Origin of the sequence: Streptomyces sp. NPDC002564 (genome assembly GCF_042889645.1) — a bacterium.
In the GTDB taxonomy this organism is placed as follows: Bacteria; Actinomycetota; Actinomycetes; order Streptomycetales; family Streptomycetaceae; genus Streptomyces.
This window is the reverse complement of record NZ_JBIARE010000007.1, coordinates 185,182-200,417: the sequence shown is the minus strand read 5'-3', so window position 1 is coordinate 200,417 and position 15,236 is coordinate 185,182. Positions and strand designations below refer to the sequence as shown.

General features: G+C 75.6%; 13 protein-coding genes and 2 pseudogenes. 2 read left to right on the top strand and 13 right to left on the bottom strand.

Translation table 11 applies throughout. The features are described 5' to 3' along the window. Positions 1-11 precede the first annotated feature (11 nt). The 4 genes and pseudogenes from ACFYXE_RS25095 to ACFYXE_RS25080 all read right to left on the bottom strand — a co-directional run. Positions 12-413 (bottom strand): annotated as a pseudogene (locus tag ACFYXE_RS25095) (spherulation-specific family 4 protein); the annotation flags it as partial. Then, entirely contained in the window at positions 410-1,336 is a 927-nt protein-coding gene (locus tag ACFYXE_RS25090; protein ID WP_389315846.1) for an NAD-dependent epimerase/dehydratase family protein, read from the bottom strand. The gene ACFYXE_RS25090 and the pseudogene ACFYXE_RS25095, both read right to left, overlap by 4 nt. Before the next feature lie 794 nt (positions 1,337-2,130). Further along, positions 2,131-3,522, bottom strand: coding sequence for an FAD-dependent oxidoreductase (locus ACFYXE_RS25085; protein WP_389315844.1), 1,392 nt, complete (start codon positions 3,520-3,522; stop codon positions 2,131-2,133). A 331-nt stretch (positions 3,523-3,853) separates the two neighbouring features. Beyond that, positions 3,854-4,777, bottom strand: a pseudogene (locus ACFYXE_RS25080) (DUF4349 domain-containing protein); the annotation flags it as partial. Between the two features lie 157 nt (positions 4,778-4,934). On the opposite strand from ACFYXE_RS25080, the gene hemG reads away from it, so the two are divergent. Together hemG and hemQ are read left to right on the top strand one after the other, a co-directional pair. Further along, complete coding sequence (gene hemG, locus ACFYXE_RS25075) at positions 4,935-6,398, top strand: protoporphyrinogen oxidase (RefSeq protein ID WP_389315842.1); 1,464 nt, start codon at positions 4,935-4,937, stop codon at positions 6,396-6,398. A 4-nt stretch (positions 6,399-6,402) separates the two neighbouring features. Then, positions 6,403-7,122, top strand: a complete 720-nt coding sequence (gene hemQ, locus ACFYXE_RS25070; RefSeq protein WP_361172758.1) for a hydrogen peroxide-dependent heme synthase — start codon at positions 6,403-6,405, stop codon at positions 7,120-7,122. A 37-nt stretch (positions 7,123-7,159) separates the two neighbouring features. Here the strand turns inward: hemQ and ACFYXE_RS25065 are convergent, their stop codons facing one another. The 9 genes from ACFYXE_RS25065 to ACFYXE_RS25025 form a co-directional block, all read right to left on the bottom strand. Further along, a complete protein-coding gene (locus ACFYXE_RS25065) occupies positions 7,160-8,761 on the bottom strand; it encodes an alpha/beta hydrolase (RefSeq protein ID WP_389315839.1) in 1,602 nt (533 codons plus the stop codon). Positions 8,762-8,898: 137 nt separating this feature from the next. Beyond that, complete coding sequence (locus ACFYXE_RS25060; RefSeq protein ID WP_389315837.1) at positions 8,899-9,672, bottom strand: TIGR04222 domain-containing membrane protein; 774 nt, start codon at positions 9,670-9,672, stop codon at positions 8,899-8,901. A gap of 129 nt (positions 9,673-9,801) precedes the next feature. Next, the gene (locus ACFYXE_RS25055; RefSeq protein WP_389315835.1) at positions 9,802-10,560 is read right to left on the bottom strand and encodes a DUF4142 domain-containing protein; all 759 of its coding nucleotides are present in this window, start codon (positions 10,558-10,560) and stop codon (positions 9,802-9,804) included. Positions 10,561-10,733: 173 nt separating this feature from the next. Then, positions 10,734-11,822, bottom strand: coding sequence for a TIGR04222 domain-containing membrane protein (locus ACFYXE_RS25050; protein WP_389315833.1), 1,089 nt, complete (start codon positions 11,820-11,822; stop codon positions 10,734-10,736). 4 nt (positions 11,823-11,826) lie between these two features. Beyond that, positions 11,827-13,131, bottom strand: coding sequence for a DUF692 domain-containing protein (locus ACFYXE_RS25045; RefSeq protein ID WP_389315831.1), 1,305 nt, complete (start codon positions 13,129-13,131; stop codon positions 11,827-11,829). A gap of 104 nt (positions 13,132-13,235) precedes the next feature. Further along, the gene (locus tag ACFYXE_RS25040; protein WP_389315829.1) at positions 13,236-14,003 is read right to left on the bottom strand and encodes a DUF4142 domain-containing protein; all 768 of its coding nucleotides are present in this window, start codon (positions 14,001-14,003) and stop codon (positions 13,236-13,238) included. Between the two features lie 67 nt (positions 14,004-14,070). Beyond that, the gene (locus ACFYXE_RS25035; RefSeq protein ID WP_389315827.1) at positions 14,071-14,250 is read right to left on the bottom strand and encodes a hypothetical protein; all 180 of its coding nucleotides are present in this window, start codon (positions 14,248-14,250) and stop codon (positions 14,071-14,073) included. Beyond that, positions 14,247-14,993 carry an aminoacyl-tRNA hydrolase gene (locus ACFYXE_RS25030; protein ID WP_389315825.1) on the bottom strand — a complete coding sequence of 249 codons (747 nt, stop codon included), beginning with the start codon at positions 14,991-14,993 and terminating at the stop codon, positions 14,247-14,249. Before ACFYXE_RS25030 ends, ACFYXE_RS25035 begins: the two co-directional genes overlap by 4 nt. Before the next feature lie 24 nt (positions 14,994-15,017). Continuing rightward, on the bottom strand, positions 15,018-15,230 hold the full coding sequence (locus tag ACFYXE_RS25025; protein ID WP_389315823.1) for a hypothetical protein: 213 nt from the start codon (positions 15,228-15,230) through the stop codon (positions 15,018-15,020). Positions 15,231-15,236: the final 6 nt, after the last annotated feature.

The window sequence follows — 15,236 nt, the reverse complement described above, 5'->3', positions numbered from 1 at the left end:
CCGGGGGCCTACCCGGGCGCCGGGTGCGCGCCCGGGTTGAGCACCACCGTCCGCGCGCCGTGCCCCCGCGCCGAGCGCACCAGGCGGCGGCAGTGCCGCAGCGCGCGGCGGCCCGGCGCCACCCGGTCCAGGAAGCAGCCGTCCACGCCGTACCAGTCGCGGTGGCGGCGCAGGTCGTCGGCGACGTCGGCGGGCGACCGCTCGCCGTACGCCGTGTCGACGTACCCGAGGACCCGCACCCCCGCCCCGCGCAGGGTCCGCGCGGCGTCGGCGAAGGCCGGGTCGGGGGCCGCGCCGGGGCCGTCGGCGGCGTTCAGGACCACGCCGTGCAGGCGGGGCGCGGCCGCCAGGAGCTCCTGCCAGGCCGCCGGGTCGACGGCCGGGTGGACGTACAGCGGCACCAGCAGGGTCATCGCGGCTCCCCGCCGGTCCGCGCCGGGCGCGGCGCGCCGTCCGCCGCCCAGAGCGCGGCGAGCGACTCCTGGAGCGTGAACCGCGGCTGCCAGCCGAGCTCCCACTCCGCGGCGGTGATGTCGGCGCACTGCCACGGCACCGCCGCCGAGCGGCCCGCCGCACCGGCCGCCTCCTCGACGCGGCCGGTGAACCCCGCGGCGCCGACCAGGCCGTGCGCCAGGTCCCGGGCCGGCACCGCCCGCCCGCTGCCGATGTTGAGCAGCCGCGGCAGCTGCCCCGGCAGGGTCAGCGCCTGCGCCACGGCCTGCGCCACATCACGCACGTCGACGAAGTCCCGGTGCGCCGACAGGTCGCCGATGCGCACCGTGCCGTGCGGCGAGCGGACCACCGCCCGGCCCAGCTCGGCCGTCAGCCGGCCGGGCAGCCCGGCGGGCGAGGCCCCCGGCCCCACCGGGTTGGTCACCCGCAGCACGATCGCGTCGAGCGCCGAGCCGACGACGGCGAGGGTGCCCGCCAGTTTCGTCGCGCCGTAGGGGGCGACCGGGCGGGCGGGCGAGTCCTCCAGGGTCCGTTCCCCCATGCCGGTCGGCCCGTACTCGGCCGCCGAACCGAGATGGACCAGGCGCGCGGTCGGCGCGGCCGCGGTCATGGCCTCGCACAGGACCGCCGGGCCCCGGGCGTTGACCTCGGCGAGGGTCAGGCTGCTGCCGCCGACCGCGCCCGCGCAGTTGACCACGGCGTCGGGCGCCGTGCGGGCCAGCTGTTCGGCGAGGACGCCCCTGGTGACGGTGGCGAGATCGATGCGGAGGTCGTCCACGGGGGCGCGGCCGCCGCGGACCAGCCGCGCGCCCGGCAGGGCGCGCAGCCGCTCCGTGATGTGCCCGCCCAGGTATCCGGTGGCGCCCAGGACGAGAATGCGCACGGTCGTGTCACGCCCCCTTCAGCAGCAGCGAACGGTGCGTGGTGAACTCCGCGTTCGCCCGGTCGTAGTCGTCCGGGGCCGATGCGGGACCCTCGTCCGTCACCACGAGCACGTGCGGCTCGACGAGAGCGCGAGAAGCAGAGCGCCGGCGCCGAGAGCCGTCGCTCGTGCGGTGTGATTCATGCGGTGTGCGATCCCCTCCACGGTCGGGCGCAAGGGTGTCCCCCACCCCACGGCCCGCCCCCCAACGGCCCGTTCACACGTCGCAGTGTGTGTCCGTGCCGCTCTGACGCGTCACATAGTGCGGTCCACTTGTGGGGTCTGTGCCTGTTCTGTGAAAGGTGGCGAAAAAGAGATCCCGCGCGCTCGGGGGTGCGCACGGGGCGCGGGAGGGTGTGCGGCGCGCCCGCGGAAACGGGCCCTCCGCGAGAGCCTGGCCGATCAGAGGGGTCGTGACTCCTTTACCTGCCGTTGAATGTCGGCTCCATGTGTCGGCCGTGGGCGCGCTCCCGCGGCGCGGAAAATGTTGCACGGTCCACCACATCCGAATCAGCCAAGCGGAGGCGGTCGCCGCGCCTCCGCCCGTCGGCAGCAAGCGCGTTCTGACCTGCACGGAAAGCGCGTTCCGTGCCGATCGAGGGGGCGCGGAACAGGGCGCGTTCAGGGCGCGCGGGGGGCGCTCGGGCGAGGAGCGGCGGCGCCCGGCGTACGCGCTTTTCGCGTTCCGAACAAGTATCCGGTCGGACGTGTAAGGCGCGGTCTCCGGAAGAGAGGCGTACGCCCGCGCACGCGCCTCACCCGGTGGCCGTGTCCGCCCGCACCGCCGCGACCGCCTTGCGCGCCGCCACCAGGACCGGGTCCCACACCGGTGAGAACGGCGGCGCGTACCCCAGGTCGAGCGCCGTCATCTGTTCCACCGTCATCCGCGCGGTCAGCGCGACCGCCGCGATGTCGACCCGCTTGCCCGCGCCCTCGCGCCCGACGATCTGCACGCCCAGGAGGCGGCCCGTGCGCCGCTCGGCGAGCATCTTGACCGTCATCGGGGCCGCCCCCGGGTAGTACCCCGCCCGGCTCGTCGACTCGACGGTCACCGTCACGAACCGCAGCCCGGCCGCCCGCGCGTCCTTCTCGCGCAGCCCGGTGCGGGCGATCTCCAGGTCGCAGACCTTGCTGACGGCCGTGCCGACGACGCCCGGGAACGTCGCGTAACCCCCGCCCGCGTTCGACCCGATGACCTGCCCGTGCTTGTTGGCGTGGGTGCCGAGCGGGATGTGCCGCTCGCGCCCCGACACCAGGTCGAGGACCTCCACGCAGTCGCCGCCCGCCCACACGTCCGCGTGGCCGCGCACCCGCATCGCGAGGTCGGTGAGCAGGCCGCCGGACGCGCCGAGCGGCAGCCCCGCCGCGCGGGCCAGCGCGGTCTCGGGGCGCACGCCGATGCCGAGCACCACCACGTCCGCCGGGTACTCGGCGTCCTGCGTGGCCACCGCCCCGACCCGTCCGTCGTCGCCCGTGAGGATCTTGGTGACCTCGGCGTCGTTCACCATGTCGATGCCCATGCCGGTCATCGCGTCGTGCACCAGTCGCCCCATGTCCGGGTCGAGGGTCGACATCGGCTCCTTGCCGCGGTTGACCACCGTGACCGCGTAGCCGCGGTGGACCAGCGCCTCGGCCATCTCGACGCCGATGTAGCCCGCGCCGATCACCACGGCCCGCCGGCCCGGCGTCCGGGCCAGGGTGTCGAGGAGGGCCTGGCCGTCGTCGAGGGTCTGCACGCCGTGCACGCCGGGGGCGTCGATGCCGGGCAGCGGCGGGCGGACCGGCCGGGCGCCGGTCGCGACGACGAGCTTGTCGTACGGGGTCCAGTACTCCTCGCCCGCCGCCAGGTCGCGCGCCAGGACCCGGCGCCCCGCGACGTCGATCCGCACCACCTCCGTGCGCATCCGCAGGTCGATCGCGCGCTCCCGGTGCTGCTCGGGCGTGCGCGCGATCAGCTCGTCCCGCTCCCCGACGTCACCGCCCACCCAGTAGGGGATGCCGCAGGCGGAGTACGAGGTGAAGTGGCCGCGCTCGAACGCGACGATCTCCAGCTCGTCCGGGCCCTTGAGCCTGCGCGCCTGCGACGCGGCGGACATGCCGGCCGCGTCGCCCCCGATGATCACCAGTCGCTCCTGTGTGCTGCTCATGCGGACACGCTAGGCGCTGCGCCGCAGGGACGCGGTCCGCTCAGCCGCCGTCCTTCCCCGCCGGACCGGCCGCACCGCTCGGACCGGCCGCACCGCTCGGACCGGCCGCACCGCTCGGACCGGCCGCACCGCTCGGACCGGCCGAGCCAGTCGGACCGGCTGAACCGGCTGAACCTGTCGAACCGGCCGAAGCAGCCGGGGGAGTCAGGGGTACGGCGGACGGCGAGGCGGCACCCGCAGCTGCACCCGCACCGACACCCGCACCCGCACCGACACCCGCACCCGGACCGACACCCGCCCCCGCACCGACACCCGCCCCTGCACCGACACCCGCACCCGCCCCCGCACGCCCGCGCGCCACCCGCGGCCGCACCACCCGCACCCAGAGCAGGAGCAGCAGCGCCGCCACCGCCGCGAACGGCAGCACCGCGGCCAGCACGATCGCGATCCACCGCAGCGCCGCGACGAACGCGTCCCAGCCCCCCGCGAGCGCGCCCCCGAACGACGGGCCGTCGTCGTCCTTCGCCTCCGCGGGCGCCTCACTCCCGGTCAGCGAGAGGGTGATCGTCGCCAGGCTCGTGCGGTCCTTCAGCGAGGCCTGCTGGGCGAGCAGCGCCTCCAGGTCGGACTGACGGGTGCTCAACTCCCCTTCCAGGGCGACCACATCGCTCAGCTTCTCCGCCTTGTCCATCAGCTCCCGTACGCGCGCCACGCTCGCCCGCTGCGACCGGATCCGGCTCTCCACGTCGACGACCTGGTCGGTGACGTCCTGCGCCTTCGCCTCGCGCTCGACGAGTCTGCCGGTGCCCTCCAGGGCCTTGAGCACGTCCGCGTACGAGTCCTGCGGGACGCGCAGGACGATGCGGGAACGCTCGCGCCCCTCGTCGTCCCGCGAGGTGTTCTCGTCGCCCACGATGCCGCCCGCGTCCTCGGCGGCCGTGCGCGCCTCGTCGAGCGCCCCGGGCACGTCCTTGACCCGTACGGTGAGCTTCGCCGTGCGGATGACGTGCGTGGCGGCCGCCTTGGGCGGCTTGCGCTTGCCGGAGTCGTCCGCCGTCGACGCGGCCCCGCCGCCCGCGCCCTTCTCCCGCCCCTGGCTGAGGCCCGCCGCCTTCCCGTCGTCGCTGTCGCCGCCCGTGTCGTTGCCCGCGGAGCACCCCGTGAGGGCGAGCGCCACCGCCAGCAGGACGCCGGAGAGGGCCCGGACCGTGCCGTGCCGGGTGGTGCGGTGGGTGGATCTGCTGGACGCGCGCATCGGCGTACCCCCCGAGGGTCGTGGTGACTGCTTCCTTCGACGGCCCGCTCCCCGGCCGCCCCTTGCCCCTACGACGGCGGAGCGGGGCGGAACGGTGGTTGCCGGCCGGTCCCGATGCGGTCACGGTCGGGACTCGCCGGTCTGAGAGAGTGGGGGCATGCGCGAAACGGACACAGGTACGGGGAACAGGCACGCCGTCGTCATCGGGGGCGGGATCGCCGGACTGGCCGCCGCGCACCGCCTGCTCACCACTGACCCCGGCACCCGGGTCACCGTCCTGGAGGCCTCCGACCGGCTCGGCGGCAAGCTGCACGCCGCCGACATCGCCGGGGTCCGCGTCGACCTCGGCGCCGAGTCGCTGCTCGCCCGCCGCCCCGAGGCCGTCGCCCTCGCCCGCGAGGTCGGCCTCGCCGACCTGCTCCAGCCGCCCGCCACGGCGACCGCCGCCCTGTGGACCCGCGGCGCCCTGCGCCCCATGCCCAAGGGCCACGTGATGGGCGTGCCCGGCGCCGCCGACGCCCTCGCGGGCGTCCTCTCCGCCGAAGGGGTGCGCCGCATCGGGCAGGACGCCGAACTGCCGCCCACCGAGGTCGGCGACGACGTCGCCGTCGGCGAGTACGTCGCCGCGCGCCTGGGCCGCGAGGTCGTCGACCGGCTCGTGGAGCCGCTGCTCGGCGGGGTCTACGCCGGTGACGCGTACCGCATCTCGATGCGCTCGGCCGTCCCGCAGCTCTTCGAGGCGGCCCGCACCCACACCTCCCTCACCGAGGGCGTCCGCGAGATCCAGGCGCGCGCCGCACGCAGCCGGCAGACCGGCCCGGTCTTCATGGGCATCGACGGCGGCGTCGGCCGACTGCCCCTCGCCGTCGCGGAGTCGCTGCGCGCGCGGGGCGCCGAGATCCGCACGGGCACCCCGGTCACCGGGCTCCGCCGGACGGCCGACGGCTGGCAGGTCGCCGTCACGGGCGGGTCCCACGCGGCCGACGCCGTCGTCCTCGCGCTGCCCGCGCCCGCCGCGGCCCGGCTCCTGGACGCCGTCTCGCCCGCCGCCGCGGCCGAGCTGCGCACCGTCGAGTACGCCTCCATGGCGCTCACCAGCCTGGTCTACCGCCGCGCCGAGGCCGACCTCCCCGAGGGCAGCGGCTTCCTCGTGCCGCCGGTCGACGGGCACACCATCAAGGCGTCCACCTTCGCCAGCCGCAAGTGGGGCTGGATCGACCGGCAGGACCCCGACCTGCTGGTGCTGCGCACCTCCGTCGGGCGGTACGGCGAGACGGCGGTCCTGGAGCGGGACGACGCCGAACTCGTCGAGCTGTCCCGGCACGACCTGCGCGAGGCCACCGGCCTGACCGCCACCCCCGTCGCCACCCGTGTCACCCGCTGGGACGACGGCCTGCCGCAGTACCCGGTGGGCCACCACGCGCGCGTGGCCCGCGTCCGCGACCACGTCGCCGCGCTGCCGGGGCTCGCGGTGTGCGGCGCGGCCTACGACGGGGTGGGCATCCCGGCCTGCATCGCGAGCGCCGATGCCGCCGTCGACCAGCTGGCCGGCGACCTCTCCGGTGTGCAGGAGCTCACCCGCAACCCGGTGCAGAGCCTGCACGGCGGCGGAGGAGAATAGGGCCATGAGTGACGACGCCCCCGCCAAGACGCCCAACGCCGGCAAGAAGGCCAAGGACCTGAACGAGGTCATCCGCTACACGCTCTGGTCGGTCTTCAAGCTGCGTGACGTGCTGCCCGAGAACCGCGCGGGCTACGCCGAAGAGGTCCAGGACCTCTTCGACCAGCTCGCCGCCAAGGACATCACGGTCCGCGGCACCTACGACGTCTCGGGCCTGCGCGCCGACGCCGACGTCATGATCTGGTGGCACGCCGAGACCTCGGACGAGCTGCAGGAGGCCTACAACCTCTTCCGCCGCACCAAGCTCGGCCGTGCCCTCGAACCGGTCTGGTCGAACATGGCGCTGCACCGCCCCGCCGAGTTCAACAAGTCGCACATCCCGGCCTTCCTGGCCGACGAGACCCCGCGCGACTACGTCTCGGTCTACCCCTTCGTGCGCTCCTACGACTGGTACCTGCTGCCCGACGAGGACCGCCGCCGCATGCTCAAGGACCACGGCATGATGGCCCGCGGCTACCCCGACGTGCGCGCCAACACCGTCGCCTCCTTCTCGCTCGGCGACTACGAGTGGCTGCTCGCCTTCGAGGCCGACGAGCTCTACCGCATCGTCGACCTCATGCGTCACCTGCGCGCCTCCGAGGCCCGCATGCACGTGCGCGAAGAGGTGCCCTTCTACACCGGCCGCCGCAAGTCCGTGGCCGAACTCGTGGCGGGCCTGGCGTAACCCCCTCCGCGGCGCACCGCCGGCCGGGCGGGCGCGGTCAGCGCTCCCGGGGCAGCTCCGACGCCCGCACCCCGGTCGACGGCTTCGGCTCCTTGTGCGGCGCGCACGCCGCGCGCCGCACGGGGACCCTGCCGTCCAGCAGGTACGCGTCCAGGTGCTTGTTGACGCACGCGTTGGGCCCGCCCGCGATGCCGTGGGTGCCCGCGCCCTCCTCGGTCACCAGGACCGAGTCCGCCAGCCTGTGGTGCAGTTCCCGCGCGCCCTCGTAGGGCGTCGCCGCGTCCCGCTCGGCGGCCAGGATCAGCGTCGGGGGCAGCGTGCCGGGGCTCGTGCGCACGTCGAGCGGCTGTTGCCGGGGCGCCTGCCAGTAGGCGCACGGCAGGTTCATCCAGGCGTTGTCCCAGGTCTCGAAGGGCGCGACCCGGGCAAGGCGCGAGTTGTCCCGGTCCCAGGTGGCGAAGTCGGTGGGCCAGGACGCGTCGTTGCACTCGACGGCCGTGTAGACGGCGCTGCCGTTCTCCTCCTCGGCCGCCGCGCGCGGCTCCGGCGCGGCCTGCTCGACGAGCGGCTTCGGGTCGCCCTTCAGATACGCGGACAGCGCCGAGGCGCGCCGGGGCCAGTAGTCGTCGTAGTACCCGGCCCGCAGGAACGCGGCCTGCAGCTGGCCGGGCCCGACCTTGCCGCCCGCGGGCTTGTGCGCCAGTTCGGCGCGCACCTTCTCGTAGCTGCGCAGCACCTCGTCGGGCGTGCCGCCCAGGTGGTACGTCTTGTCGTGCTTGGCCACCCAGGCGCGGAAGTCCGCCCACCGGTGCTCGAAGGCGGCCGACTGGTCGAGGTTGTTGGCGTACCAGATCTGCCGCGGGTCGGGGTTGACCGCCGAGTCGAAGACCATGCGGCGCACGTGCGAGGGGAAGAGCGTCGCGTACAGGGCGCCGAAGTACGTGCCGTACGAGGCGCCCATGAACGTCAGCTTCTTCTCGCCGAGCGCCGCCCGCAGCACCTCCAGGTCGCGCGCGTTGTTCAGCGACGTGTAGTGGCGCAGCCCCGGGTTGCGGGCCGCGCAGCCGCGCGCGTACGACTTCGCCTGCGCGATGCGCTCCTTCTTGTACGAGGCGTCGGGATGCGTCGGCGCCTGCGTGGGCGCCTTGCCGAACTTCTTCGGGTCCTGGCAGGACAGCGGCGCCGAGCGGCCGACCCCGCGCGGCGCGTAGCCGACCAGGTCGTACGCCGCGGCGATGCGCTTCCACTCCGGCAGGACGCCCACCAGCGGGAAGTACGTGCCGGACGCGCCGGGGCCGCCCGGGTTGAAGACCAGCGCGCCCTGGCGCGGCACCGCCTTGTCGGCCGACTTCTTCGTGGCCTTCGTGCGGCTGACGGTCAGTTTGATCCGCTTGCCGTCGGGGTGGGCGTAGTCGAGCGGCACGGCGACCGTGCCGCACCGGACGGACGGCGGGAGGCCCTCGGCCTCGGGGCAGGTGCCCCAGCGGATCCCGGCGGTCGCCGCGCGCTGGGCGGCGACGGCGGTGCCGTGTGCCTCGGGGGAGGGCGGGGCGCCGCTCGCGGTTCCCGCGGGGGCGGCGACGAGGGCGGTCAGGACCAGGGATCCGGCGGTTCCATAGCGGGCGGCTGCAGCTCTCATCGCGCTTGTCTACCCCTTTTGTCAGCCATGCGGCGTTTGTTCGGCCGTGTGTTCCGGGTGATGCTCGAACAAAAGGGATGATTCGTGTGGTATTTGGCGAAGTAAAGCACCGGCCCGCCGGTGTCGGACCCAATGGCCTAACGGTCCCGCTGCGCGCCCTCCCCGCGGGCCCGGTCCGCGAAGGCCGCACGCAGCTCGGGGTCGCCCGTAGCGCGCACCCCGCGCACGGCCACCGCCGTGAGGTCCGCGCCGCGTCCGGGCAGCGCGCCGAGCAGCCGCTGGCCCGCGGGGGAGGCCCACCGCGTGTACGGGTGCACCTCGACGCGGGCGATGAGCAGGCAGCCCACGCACAGCAGCAGCGGCAGCGCGAACCAGATCGCGATCGGCACCTGCCCGGCCGCCCCCGCCTCCTGAGCGGGCATCAGGACCGCGACGGTGCCGAGCACGAGGACCGCCGCGGTCGCCGCCCGCACCTGGCGCACCGCGGCCGCGACGCCCGAGCCCACGCCCTCCGGCACGGCGAGCCCGGCCGCGACGAGCCGGTCCGCGAGCGCCCGCACCGGGTCGGCGGCGGCCGCGCCCAGGCGTATCGGCGCGATCCGCGACTGTCCCGCGGGGCCGATCGCGCCGAGCACCGAGCGCTCCATGTCGTCGCGGCCCACCGGGTCCACGACGGTGGCCCAGCCCGTGTGCGCGATCAGGAGCCGGCGGGCCCTGGCCATGGCGACGAGCGTCACGTCGGCGACCCGGGAGGGGCCGCCGGACAGGAACGCCGCCTCGTACAGGGTGAGTTCGTGCCCGGGTGCCGGGGGTCTCTCCTGATGGGCGGCACGGCTCGTGGCCAGGCAGAGACGACCGCAGGACAGGCCGGTGGCGGCCCAGGCGAGGAGGAGCAGGGGGACCCAGAACATGGCGGTTTTCTATGCGAACGCGCCGCGGAGCGCCATGGCTTATTCACTATGCGGACACGGGGTGACGGGTAGGTAACGTTCCGTTTGGCGCGGCTGGTCACCGGGTCACCGGGTCACCGGTTCACCGGCTCACTTGGACTTCCCGGGCTTCGGGCGGGAGGCCGCCGGGGGCAGCGGGAAGGTGGCGGACGGGGTGACCGGCGTGGCCGAGCCGGGGGAGTCCGTGGGGCCCGGCGGGGCCGGCGACCGGGTGGCGGGTGGCGGGGGGCCGGCCGTCGCCGCGTCCCGGGCGAGCCCGTCGAAGTCGACGAGCCCGGTGTCCTCCAGGACCGTGATGTGGTCCAGGACGGTCGTGTTGGCGTCGTCGGCCAGGGCACGCACCAGCGAGTTGCGGGTGTTCGCGCGCACCTCGGCCACCACGGCGAACACCTTGCCGTGCGCGCGGCGCAGGATGTTCGCGAACTTCTGGTCGTACGCCTCCCCGCGGGCGCCGCTCAGCTCCCCGAGCCAGCCGCGCTGCTGCGGGTTGGGCTGGCTCGGGAGTTCGAGGCCGAGCCGGGTGGCCACCTCGCGGACGCGCGCGTCCAGGAAGGTGTGGCCCTCGACGAGGTGCTTGCCCGCCGTCCGTACCGCCTTGGTGGTGCCCCGCTCCTCGGCCTGCTGCCCGGCGGGCAGCTCCCACAGGCCCGCGAGCCGCACCTTGGTGACGAAGTCCCGGTCCAGGGCGGACAGCGGCCCGAAGTCGGTCGACACGGTGTCGGCGTCGAGCCGGTCGAGCGCGGTGCCCGAGCGGTCCTCGTAGGACCACAGGGGGAAGAGCAGCGCGGCCAGGGTCGTGACGAGACCCGCGACGATGAGGCCGGTGCCGTTGATGGTTCGTGCTCGCATGGCGCCTCCTGGTGCGGCACCGCACGCTAGTGCGCCCCGGGAGGGGTGCGGCCCGTTATGGCGGGGAGTACGCCAACCGCCGTACCGGGGGCCTCGGCCGACCGTCCCGGCGTGCGCGCGGGCCGGGGGAGCGCGGGCCGCCCGGAGTGACCCGCCGCCCCCGCCGCCGTGTACTAGGAGCTGCCACCGCCCCCGCACGAGGAACCCCCGCCACCGCAGGACGAGCCGCCCCCGCAGGAGGAACCGCCCCCGCACGACGAGCCCCCTCCGCAGGAGGAACCGCCCCCGCCGCCCGAGCACGACGACCCGCCGCCCCCGGAGCACGACGACCCGCCGCTCCCGCCGCCCGAGCAGCCGAACCCGCCGCCCCCACCGGCACCGCCCGACCCGCACCACACGCTCGTCCCGCCCGTCCCGTTCCACACGCCGGGATCCTGGCCCGGGACCGGGTGCGAGCCGGCCGGGACGGTCACCGGACGGACGTGGACGCGGGCGGCGGCGACCAACTGGGACCGCAGGTCGGGGTGGGCCGCCGCGAGGCCACGGGTGGCCACCAGGTGGGCCGCGCCGGTGAGGTGGCCCGACGAGGAGACGTACGTGCGCAGCGCGTACCGCCCGGCGACGGTGAGCTGCTTCGCGGTGACCGCGAGGCAGACCAGGCCGCTCACGAGGCCGAAGGCGGCGCCGGGCAGCAGCATCAGGATGTCGTCGGACAGGCCGTCGCCGCCGTCGAACGCGGCGGCGTGGGTGGCCACGGTCAGCATCGCGGCCGCGATGAACCCGAAGAGGCTCAGGAAGGTCTGCAGCCCCGCCCAGATCCGCCACTTGCGCTGGCGTCCGGGCCGGACCAGCAGGCCGCGCCCGGCGAGCGCCTCGCCGGTCTCCTGCACCGGCACGCTGCGCATCACGGCCACCCGCAGCCGGTGCAGCGCGCCGCTGGGCGCCGCGGCGTGCGCGTCGATGACCGCCTGCTCGCCCGCGTTCCGCGCCGTGGGGCGGGGGATGCCGACCACGCCGGGGCCCGCGACGACCAGCCTGCCGTCCGCGTGCAGGCCCGCGATCAGTGCGTCGGCGGTCCGGGCGGGCCCGCCGGAGAGGAAGGCGGCCTCCAGCGTGCCCCGCACGTACACGCCGTGTTCGGCGTCGAGGGGCTGCCGGGGTGCGTGCGGGGAGCGGGTGCGGCGGGCCGCCGTCACCCCGCGGATCAGCTCGGCGGAGGAGAGCGAGACGAGGAGCGTGTAGACGATTCCCACGGCGTTCACGGCGTCACCGCCTCGCCAGGACGCGGCGGGTGGCCTGCAGCAGCCGGGCGGCGGGCCGCCGCGACAGCGGTGCCGGGCCCGAGCGCTCCAGCCACCAGTCGCTCAGCCGCCGCCGGGCGTCCGGGTCCGCGGGCAGCCCGGCGAGCAGCAGGTGTTCGGCGAAGCCCAGCGCGTCGTGCCGGTAGCCGCCGGTCATGGGCCGGGTCCGCGCGTACGCGAGGAAGGCGGCGCGGTATCCGGCGCCGAGGAGGTCCGGCAGCTCGGGCGCGACCTTCGCGACGACGTCGGCCCGCTTGGCGGCCAGGGCGTGGCTCTGCACCTTCAGGCGCGCGTGGTCGAAGCCCTCGGGCGCCGGGGTGCCCGCGACGAGCGCGGAGAGCAGGGCGGCCTGGGCGACGGCGGTGCGCTGCCGGGCGGCGGCGGAGGCGGGCGGCACCTCGCGCCGCCCGGCCCCGGTGTCCCCGGCCGGTTCCCCGGACGTCTTCACCGTCATCCGGATGGCGTCCAGCTCCCGTTCGAGCTCGGCCGGCTCGGGGAAGTTCTCGTCGCGCTCCAGGAGGACGCCGGGCGGCGACACCCGGGAGGCGAGGTCGGCGAGGATCGCGAGGACGGGCTCGGGCACCGGGTGCGCGTGGCTGTCGTGCCAGACGCCGTCCCGCTCGAAACCGCCCGCCACGTGCACGTACGCGATGGCCTCGACCGGCAGTTCGGCCAGCGCCGCGGCCGGGTCCTCGCCGCGGTTGACGTGGTTGGTGTGGAGGTTGGCGACGTCGATGAGCAGCCGCACGCCGGTCCGCTCGACGAGGTCGTACAGGAACTGGCCCTCCGTCATCTCCTCGCCGGGCCAGGCGACCAGCGCCGCGATGTTCTCGACGGCGAGCGGCACGGGCAGCGCGTCCTGCGCGATGCGGACGTTCTCGCAGAGCACGTCGAGCGCGTCCCGGGTGCGGGGCACCGGCAGCAGGTGCCCGGCCTCCAGCGGCTGCGTCGCGGTGAGGGCGCCGCCCGCGCGCACGTAGGCGATGTGCTCGGTGACCAGCGGCGAGCCGAGGGCCTGCGCCCGCTCGGCGAGCGCGGTCAGCCGCCCCTCGTCGGGGCGGTCCGCGCCGCCGAGGCCGAGCGAGACGCCGTGTGGCACGACGGTGACGCCGCGCTCGCGCAGCCGCAGCAGCGAGTCGGGCAGGTGACCCGGGCAGAGGTTCTCCGCGACCGCCTCGACCCAGTCGATGCCGGACATCGCCTCGACGGCCTCCGCGATCTCGGGCCGCCAGCCGATGCCGGTCCCCAGCCGCGCCTGCGAGCGCTGCATGTCGCTCCCCCTTCGTCCCCCCGGCCCCCGGTCCCCCCGGGCCCCCGTCCCCAGGTCATCACCGGGGCGGGTGCGGGCGAACCCTCGGGTGGAGACGTTCAGAGCTACATTTGAGGTTCCGGCCGATCGGTGGCGACCCGGCCGGGCGGCGCGGGCGAGGGCCGGGACGTGGTGGACACCTCACCGCTGGGCCCTGCGGGCGACGGCTCGGGGGGTGTGCCGCCGGACGGCGCGGGCGGCCCGGTCGGGCTGGCGGTCGCGGTCGACGCGGAGCCGTTCGCGATGCCGTCGAAGTCGACGAGCCCGGTGGCCTCCAGCATCGTGATGTGGTCGAGGACGGTCTGGTTGGCGTCCGTGGCGAGCTGCCGGATCAGGGAGTTGCGGGTGCTGTCGCGGATCTGGGCGACCACCGCGAAGACCTTGCCGTGCGCGGCGCGCAGCAGGTTCGCGAACTTCCGCTGGTACGTCTCGCCGCTCGCCTCCGTCAGCTCCTTCAGCCAGCCCTGCTGCTGCGCGGTGGGCTGGTTGGGCAGTTCCACGCCGAGCTGCGCGGCGACCGTGCGGGCCCGCTGGTCGAGGTCGGTGTGGCCGACGATGAGATGGTCGCCGGCCTCCTTGACCGCCTCGGTGGGCGCCCGCTCGACGGCCTGCTGCCCCGCGGGTATCTCCCACAGCCCGGCGAGCCGCACCTTCACCAGCAGATCGCGGTCGGCCGCCGACAGCGGCCCCCAGCGGGTGGCCACCGAACCGGCGGCCAGATTGGCCTGCCCGGTCCCGGAGCGGTCGGCGTAGGACCACACGGGGAACGCGATCGCCCCCAGCGTGGCGACGAGTGCCGCGATGATCAGAGCCGTGCCGTTGACGCGCCGCAAGGTGCCTCCCGTGGTGCTCCCGTGTCGCCGGTGGTACCGGGGAGTACGGAAGATACGGGCGGGGTGTTCAGACGCGCGAGAGGTCGGACGCCGCGGGCGCGGGCGCACGCCCCGGGAGCCGCAGCGTCTCGTCCAGCGGCGAGGCACCCGCCGCCGCGGGCAGCGGGGGCGCGAACGCGGCGCCGGGGCCCCGCAGTCCGGGATCGGTGGGCACCCGCCCGTCCAGCCGTTCGGCGCCGCCGCTCACGGCCGGTGCCGGCGCAGGGCCGGATGGTCGGCGACCACCGTGCAGGAGCCGGGGGCGATCTCGGTGAAGCCCGCGTCGCGGACCACCGGCAGGCCGCTCGCGGCCAGGTCCTGCCAGCGGGACGCCTCGGCGGTGCGCACGGAGAGCGGGAAACCGGCGTCGCGCCAGGCGGCGCGGTCCTCGTCCGCCAGCTCCCACCAGGCCAGCTGGGCGCCGTGGCCCGCCTGCGCCATCGCCTTGCCCGCCGACATGTCGACCTCGGGGCTCATCCACAGCACGCAGTGCGTCGGGTCGGCCCCGGCCGGGGGCTCGGGGTCGTCCAGGTCGGTGCCCGAGACCTGCAGCCGCGCCAGGTCCTTGGGCCAGCCGTCCAGCGGGACCGGCGGGAAGACGCGGACCTCCGCCGACTTGCCGGTGACGGTGATGCCCGGCAGCGCCTCGGCCCTGCGCCACTCGGCGCCGCGGGCCCGGCGCACCACCTTGCGGATGCGGGCGTCCTGCCAGTCGCGCATCGCCTGCGCCCACGCGCCGTCGCCCGCCGACCGCTCGTCGCTCAGCATCACCAGGACGGCGCGGGCCGCGGTCTCCAGGGCGTCGGTGCGGGCCGGGGGAGCGGCGCGTTCGATCCGGGCGACGAGCGGCAGCACGAACTGCGGGGCCTCGTCGCGCGAGGTGTTCTCCTGCCGGAACGGGCTGTCCTGCGCGTCCGGCACGTCGGGGGTGGTGGTCTCGTCGCTGCTCACGCCGCCAGTCTGCCAGCCCGCCGCTCACCCCGGACACGCCGAGCGCTGCGCCTCCTGCCACTCGCACACCGGGCACAGCGTGATCCCTCTGCGGGACTCCGGGTACTCGGTGGGGGCGCGGCACAGCACGCACTCGGCGAACGGCCCGCCGTCCGGTGCGGAGTCCGTCGCCGAGCCGTCGTTCGCCGGTACGGGAGAACCCGTACCGGCCGCCTCGCAGGAGGTGTCGTCCGCCATGCGGCC